Source organism: Streptomyces sp. CC53 (assembly GCF_001865245.1).
GTDB lineage: Bacteria > Actinomycetota > Actinomycetes > Streptomycetales > Streptomycetaceae > Streptomyces.
Genome location: NZ_MKXB01000050.1, coordinates 1 through 6697 on the forward strand (window position 1 = coordinate 1; position 6697 = coordinate 6697).

The window sequence follows — 6697 nt, forward strand, 5'->3', positions numbered from 1 at the left end:
GCCGGGAAGGGCCTGGCGGGCGTCGAGGCGGAAGGCCATGCGCCCGAAGGAGACCTGGTCGCCGGGGCGGACGATGACGGTGCCGATCACCCGCCGCCCGTTGACGGTGGTGCCGTTGGTGGAGTTGAGGTCCCGCAGCATCCACAGCCCGCCCTGCCGGCTGAGTTCGGCATGCAGCCGGGACACCGTCTCGTGGCTGAGCCGCAGCCCGTTGACCGGGTCGCGGCCTATGCGCAGCGGGTACGGTCCCGGTTCCGGGAGGAGCAGCTTCGGCAGGCGCTCGGCCTGCCAGGCGCGGCCCAGCCGCGCGGTGAACCCGGACATGGCCTCGACGGCACCGAGCAGCCGCCGCGACCAGCGGCCACCGCCGTCCGACAGGTCGGCGGTGAGGGCGTGCAGCTCCTCGGAGTGGCGGGCCACCAGGGCGAGTTCCATGCGCCGCAGGAACGTGTCGTGGGACAGCTTCCCCTGCACCGCGCCCTCGCGCAGCAGCTCCACCGCCCGCTCCCGCTCGGCGTCCGACAACCGCCTGTCGGGATGGGTCCGGGGCTCGAAGGGCGACGTCACAGAGGTGATTGTCGGTTGACTCGCCCGAAGTGTCCAGACGAGGCATCAGGCTGTTGCCTGATCGGCGCATAGGCGTGGCCCGGTGATCCCGGTCTTGCCAGGATGGGGGCGAGGGAACGCGCGACGTGTCCGTGCGCCCCGCCGCACACGGGTACACCGGAACCGCCGCGACCGACGGAGCCGCAGGGAAGGGCGGATCCGCCGGGACCGGCCGACGACGAGGGGATCGCCAGTGCTGTTCGAGGTGTGGGCGCCGAACGCGCGGGACCGGGTGGAGCTGGAACTGGAAGGTGTCCGCCACCTGTTGGCGCGGGACCCGCTGCGTGAAGGGTGGTGGATGGCGGCCGTGGGCGCGCCCGCCGGGGAGCACGCCGTCCCGGACGGCGCCCGTTACGGCTTCGCGCTGGACGGCGGCCCGGTGCTGCCCGATCCCCGTTCGCGCCGCCAGCCGGACGGCCCGGACGGGCTGAGCGCGGTCGTGGACCACGCCGCCCACGCCTGGCGGCACACGCCCCCGGGGCGCGGGCTGCGGGCCGCCGTCCTGTACGAGCTGCACGTGGGGACGTACACCCCGGACGGCACCCTGGACGCGGCGGCGGAGCGGCTCGGCCACCTCGTGGAGCTGGGCGTGACGCACGTGGAGCTGATGCCGCTGTGCCCGTTCCCGGGCCGGCACGGCTGGGGGTACGAGGGGGTGTCGCTGTGGGCGGTGCACGAGCCGTACGGCGGCCCGGCCGCGTTGAAGCGGTTCGTCGACACGGCGCACGGCCTGGGGCTCGGCGTGGTGCTGGACGTGGTGCACAACCACCTGGGCCCGTCGGGGAACTACCTGCCGGCGTTCGGCCCGTACTTCACGGACACCCACCACACCCCGTGGGGGGCGGCGGTGAACCTGGACGCGCCCGGCTCCGACGAGGTCCGGGCGTACCTGCTGGGCAGCGCCCTGGCCTGGCTGCGGGACTACCGGATCGACGGCCTGCGGCTCGACGCGGTGCACGCGCTGGCGGACACGCGGGCGCTGACGTTCCTGGAGGAGCTGTCGGCCGCGGTGGACGAGCTGGCGGAGGAGCAGGGCCGCGAGCTGTTCCTGGTCGCCGAGTCCGACCTGTGCGACCCGCGCACGACGCGGCCGCGCTCGGCGGGCGGCCTGGGGCTGCACGCCCAGTGGAACGACGACCTCCACCATGCGCTGCACACGGCGCTGACGGGTGAGGCGCAGGGCTACTACGCCGACTTCGCGCGGGCGCCGCTGGCTGCGCTGGCGAAGACGACGACCCGGGTCTTCTTCCACGACGGCACGTACTCCAGCTTCCGGGGCCGCACGCACGGGCGCCCCGTGGACCTGGCGACGACGCCCGCGCACCGGTTCCTCGGCTACGCACAGACCCACGACCAGGTGGGCAACCGGGCGCAGGGCGACCGCCTCGCGGCGTCGCTCTCCCCGGGGCTGCTGGCCTGTGCGGCGGCACTGGTGCTGACGGGGCCGTTCACGCCGATGCTGTTCATGGGCGAGGAGTGGGGGGCGGGCACGCCGTGGCAGTTCTTCACGGACCACACGGACCCGGAGCTCGCCGAGGCGGTGCGGCGGGGTCGCCGCAGGGAGTTCGCGGCGCACGGCTGGCGGGAGGAGGACGTGCCGGACCCGCAGGACCCGGCGACGCGGGACCGCTCCTGCCTGGACTGGTCCGAGCGGGAGCGGGAGCCGCACGCCCGGCTGCTGGCGTGGTACCGGCGGCTGATCGCGCTGCGGCTGTCCGAGCCCGACCTGACGGACCCCGACCTGACGGCGCTGCACGCGGTGTTCGACGAGGAGGCCCGCTGGTTCGCGTACCGGCGCGGGGACGTGCGGGTCGCGGTGAACCTGGCGGACCGCCCGGCCCGCGTTCCGCTGGGCGGTGACGGGGTGCGCGTGCTGGCCGCGTGGGAGCCGGTGTCGGTGCCGGACGGGGCCGGCGAGCTGGTGCTGCCGCCGGAGTCGTGCGCGGTGCTGGGCCGGGTGGGCTGACGGGCCGGCCGCGCCGGGGGGCGCTGGGTCGGCGCCGGTCCGCCGGCCCGGCAGTCCGGCCCGGCGGGAGGCGGGTCAGCTCATGGGCACCACGAGGTCGGCGCGGTCGCGGCCGGGGGCGACGAGCCGGGCGTTGGCCTCGTCGGACCCGCGGACCCAGCGCTCGGCGTCCGCGGGGTCCTTGCCGTAGCGGACGTGGCGCCGGACGAGCCGGGGGACCCGGTGGCGGTCGTCGAGGTCCAGGAACCAGACCTCGTCCAGGAGGGCGTGGACCGGCCTCCAGGAGGGGTCGTCGAGCAGCAGGTAGTTGCCCTCCGTGACGACGAGGGGGACGTCGGGCGGTACGGGGAGGCTCCCGGCGACCGGCTCGTCCAGGGCCCGGTCGAAGGCGGGCGCGTACACGGTGACGCCGGGCTCCGGGGCGCGCAGCCGGGCGAGGAGGGCGGCGTACCCGGCGGCGTCGAACGTGTCGGGCGCGCCCTTGCGCCCTGCGCGGCCGAGCCGGTCGAGCTCCGCCCGGGCGAGGTGGAAACCGTCCAGGGGCACCAGCGCGGCGCACCCGTCGAGCCGGTCCACGAGACGGGCGGCCAGCGTGGACTTGCCCGCGCCGGGCGCCCCAGCGATGCCGAGGACGCGGCGGGTGCCGGGGGCGGCGAGACGGCGGGCGCGGGCGGCGAGCGCGTCGAACTGCTGGGCGTCCATGCGCCCATTGTCGCGCCGGCGTCGGGACGCCGTCCTCCGGTGACGGCCGGCCCGCCGTCCATCCGTCCGCGGCGGGCGGCCCGGCTGGTCCACCCGTCCAGTCCTCAACTGGCAGCTACCGACCAGTAGTCGGAAGGCCGCATTCCGTCCACCATGTGACGCGAGCATGCCGAGTCGCACCGCTCACCCCCCACGGAGGAGATCCCATGCACGGACGCAGCACCGCCCGACGCGGCACCGTCGCCCTCACCGCCGCCGCCGTCCTCACGGTGGCCTGGCCCGCCCAGGCCACCGCCGCCGCACCCGCCGCGCCCGCCGCCCGCACGGCGGCGCTCGCCCCGGCGCACGGCGGCCTCGCCCAGCTCAAGGGCGTGGACTACGCGGTCTGGCAGCGCGACGTGCAGGCCGCCGTCGCCCCGGCCCGCCCGTACATCGAGCAGCGCACGGCCCGCGCGGCCGGAACCGGGGAGAGGCTCGCCCTCGTCCTGGACGTCGACAACACGTCGCTGGAGACGGACTTCCACTACTTCTGGGAGTACCCGACCCCGGCCGTCTCCCCGGTCCGCGACCTGGCCCGGTACGCCCACGCGCGCGGAGTGGCCGTCTTCTTCGTGACGGCCAGGCCGGGCATCATCCAGCACCTGACGGCCCACAACCTCAAGGCGGCGGGCTACCCGGTGAACGGCCTCTACGTCCGCGACCTGCCGGACCTGTTCGAGGAGGTCTCCGCGTACAAGACGGAGAAGCGCACCGAGATCGAGGCGAAGGGATACACGATCATCGCCAACATCGGCAACCGCCCCAGCGACCTCACGGGCGGCCACGCGGAACGCACCTTCAAGCTCCCCGACTACGACGGCAAGCTGTCCTGACCCCCTTCTGACGCCGGCCGGCCCCGGGGCGCGACCACGGCGCACCGGGGCCGGCACGTGCCACCCGGCATCTCCCGTGCTGCGCACACCCCCGTCGGGCCGACGCCTGGGGCTGCGCCCACGGCGGAGCCCGAGGCGTGCCGCGGCGACGGTACCCAAGGGCGCCCCCCTCGGAGTCACCGGACGGAGAGCCGGACGGAGAGGACGCGGTCGAATCGGCCGTCCTCCGCCCTCAGTGAAGAAGTGGTGGGCGCGCGTCCGTCCCGTGGCGGAGGCTCGAAGGAGGCAGCCCGAGGGCGCACCCAGCGCTCCCGGTCAGGAGGCGGCCGCCGCACGCCCCGCCCCGTGGCGGCGGGTCAGCGGGTTGGAGCCGATGGAGTTGTGGATGGCGAAGCTCACGGCGTCCGCGCGGTAGCGGTCGTCGGAGCACTCGACGGGACGCCCCTCACGCGTCGTGGTGACCCGCCGCACCCGCAGCAGCGGGCTCCCCCGCCGGACTCCCAGCAGGTCGGCGTCGCGCGTGCCGGCGGCGGTCGCGTCGATGGTGTGCTCCCCGTACGCGAAGACCAGTCCCGCGTCCTCCCGGAGCCGCCGGGTGACGGACGGGCAGTCGGGCTCGATCCGTTCGACCGCGTCCGCGATCCAGTCCGCGTACACGGTCCGCTCGACGAGCACCCGCTCCCCGTCGAGCCCGCGCACCCTCAGCACGTACAGCACGGGCGCGCCGGTGCGGACGTGGAGGGCGGCGGCCTCCTGGGCCGTCGCCGGGCGGCGCTCGCTCTCCACCACCTCGCCGGTCGCGGTGCGCCCCATCGCGCGGGCCCACTCGGCGAAGCTGCGCAGCTCCGCGAAGCTCTGGCTCCGGCGGCTGGCCAGCACCACGCGCCGGGCGCCCTGCCGGGAACCGATCAGTCCCTCGGCCGTCAGCGCGGCGATCGCCTGCCGCACCGTGCCGCGCGACACGCCGTACCGGGCGGCGAGTTCGGTCTCCGAGGGGAGCCTCGCCCCGATCGCGTACTCCTGGGCGTCGATCGCCTTCCTCAGCTCGTCCGCGATCCGCTCGTGCCGCGCCGCCACCGGCCCTCCCTTCCCCGCACCTGCTGCTGTGCGCATCCATGCACTCGATCGACCAGCGTAGACGAGCCACCGGCGTGGCGGACGCCGTTTCCGACCGCTCGCCGCTGAACTGCCTCGCCCCTTGTCCTGCCACGGATTGTGTGGACATTCGAGTGTTCACCGACGACGCTCCGGCCTTCTCCCCCAGTTCACTTTCCCGCCATTCTCGACGGGCCTACTGAGGCCGACTTGTTCAAACAAGTCACCGTCTTCTTCCCTCAGGAGAGATCGTGAGCGTGTCCGTCCCCAGAGCAGCCCTCCTCATCAGCGGCCTCACCGCCGCGGCCCTCGGCCTCACCGCCTGCGGCAGCGCACCCGAAGCGAAGGCACCGGCCGCGGGCGCCGGCGGCAAGAGCGCCGCCACCGCCACCTCCGCCGCGGAGTTCGGCGGCATGGAGGCACTGATCGCGGCCGCCAAGAAGGAAGGCACCCTCCACGCGATCGCCCTCCCCCGCGACTGGGCCAACTACGGAGCCGTGATCGACGGGTTCACCGCGAAGTACGGCATCGAGGTCAAGGTCGAGAACCCCGACGCCAGCAGCCAGGACGAGATCAACGCGGTGACCTCCCGCAAGGGCCAGGACCGCGCCCCCGACGTGCTCGACCTCGGCCAGTCCTTCGCGATCAGCGCGGCGCAGCAGGGCCTGCTGGCCCCGTACCGGGTCGAGGCCTACGACAAGATCCCGGAGGGCCAGAAGGACGCCGAGGCGCGCTGGTACAACGACTACGGCGGCTACGTCTCCATCGGCTGCGACGCCAAGCGCGTCAAGGAGTGCCCGAAGACCTTCAAAGACCTGCTCAAGCCGGTCTACAAGGGGCAGGTCTCCCTCAACGGCAACCCCACCAAGTCGGGTTCGGCCTTCGCCGGGGTGTACGCGGCGGCCCTCGCCAACGGCGGCTCCTTCGACGACATCCAGCCGGGCCTCGACTTCTTCGCGAAGCTGAAGGAGAACGGCAACTACACGCCGGTCGAGGCCACTCCGGCCACCGTCGAGAAGGGCGAGACGCCCATCACCATCGACTGGGACTACCTGAACGCCGGGTACGCCGAGGAGTTCCGGAGCAAGGGCGTCGACTGGCAGGTGCACGTCCCGGCCGACGGCAGGTTCTCGCAGTACTACTCGCAGGCCGTCAACAAGGACGCCCCCCACCCGGCCGCCGCGCGCCTGTGGCAGGAGTACCTCTACAGCGCCGAGGGCCAGAACCTGTGGCTGAAGGGCTACGCCCGTCCCGTGCTGCTCCCGGCCATGGAGCAGGACGGCACCGTCGACACGGCGGCCGCCGCGAAGCTGCCGAAGGTCGACGGCACGCCGTCCTTCCCGACCGAGGCCCAGCAAGCCGCAGCCAAGAAGGCCCTGGCCCAGGGCTGGGGCGCGGCGGTCGCCGGCTGACGACGCCATGACCGATCCGACCTCCACCGCACCGGGCGCCGCCG

At 74.3% G+C, this 6697-nt stretch carries 6 protein-coding genes; 3 read left to right on the top strand and 3 right to left on the bottom strand.

Annotation, left to right across the window (positions count from 1 at the left end):
• Nucleotides 1–567 (bottom strand): DUF1707 and FHA domain-containing protein (locus BJP40_RS04475; protein WP_071278757.1); only part of this gene is annotated, 567 nt, incomplete at its 3' end.
• Nucleotides 568–799: 232 nt separating this feature from the next.
• Here BJP40_RS04475 and treZ point away from each other — a divergent pair.
• Nucleotides 800–2572 carry a malto-oligosyltrehalose trehalohydrolase gene (treZ, locus tag BJP40_RS04480; RefSeq protein WP_071278747.1) on the top strand — a complete coding sequence of 591 codons (1773 nt, stop codon included), beginning with the start codon at nt 800–802 and terminating at the stop codon, nt 2570–2572.
• Between the two features lie 75 nt (nt 2573–2647).
• Here the strand turns inward: treZ and BJP40_RS04485 are convergent, their stop codons facing one another.
• Nucleotides 2648–3274 (bottom strand): nucleoside/nucleotide kinase family protein, encoded by a 627-nt coding sequence (locus tag BJP40_RS04485; protein ID WP_071278749.1) that lies wholly within the window; start codon nt 3272–3274, stop codon nt 2648–2650.
• 206 nt (nt 3275–3480) lie between these two features.
• Here BJP40_RS04485 and BJP40_RS04490 point away from each other — a divergent pair, with 206 nt between their 5' ends.
• A complete protein-coding gene (locus BJP40_RS04490; protein ID WP_071278751.1) occupies nt 3481–4146 on the top strand; it encodes an HAD family acid phosphatase in 666 nt (221 codons plus the stop codon).
• Between the two features lie 315 nt (nt 4147–4461).
• Here BJP40_RS04490 and BJP40_RS04495 read toward each other — a convergent pair whose 3' ends face one another.
• A complete protein-coding gene (locus BJP40_RS04495) occupies nt 4462–5223 on the bottom strand; it encodes a GntR family transcriptional regulator (RefSeq protein ID WP_071278753.1) in 762 nt (253 codons plus the stop codon).
• 269 nt (nt 5224–5492) lie between these two features.
• On the opposite strand from BJP40_RS04495, the gene BJP40_RS04500 reads away from it, so the two are divergent.
• Nucleotides 5493–6653 carry an ABC transporter substrate-binding protein gene (locus BJP40_RS04500; RefSeq protein WP_071278755.1) on the top strand — a complete coding sequence of 387 codons (1161 nt, stop codon included), beginning with the start codon at nt 5493–5495 and terminating at the stop codon, nt 6651–6653.
• The last annotated feature ends 44 nt before the right edge of the window (nt 6654–6697 follow it).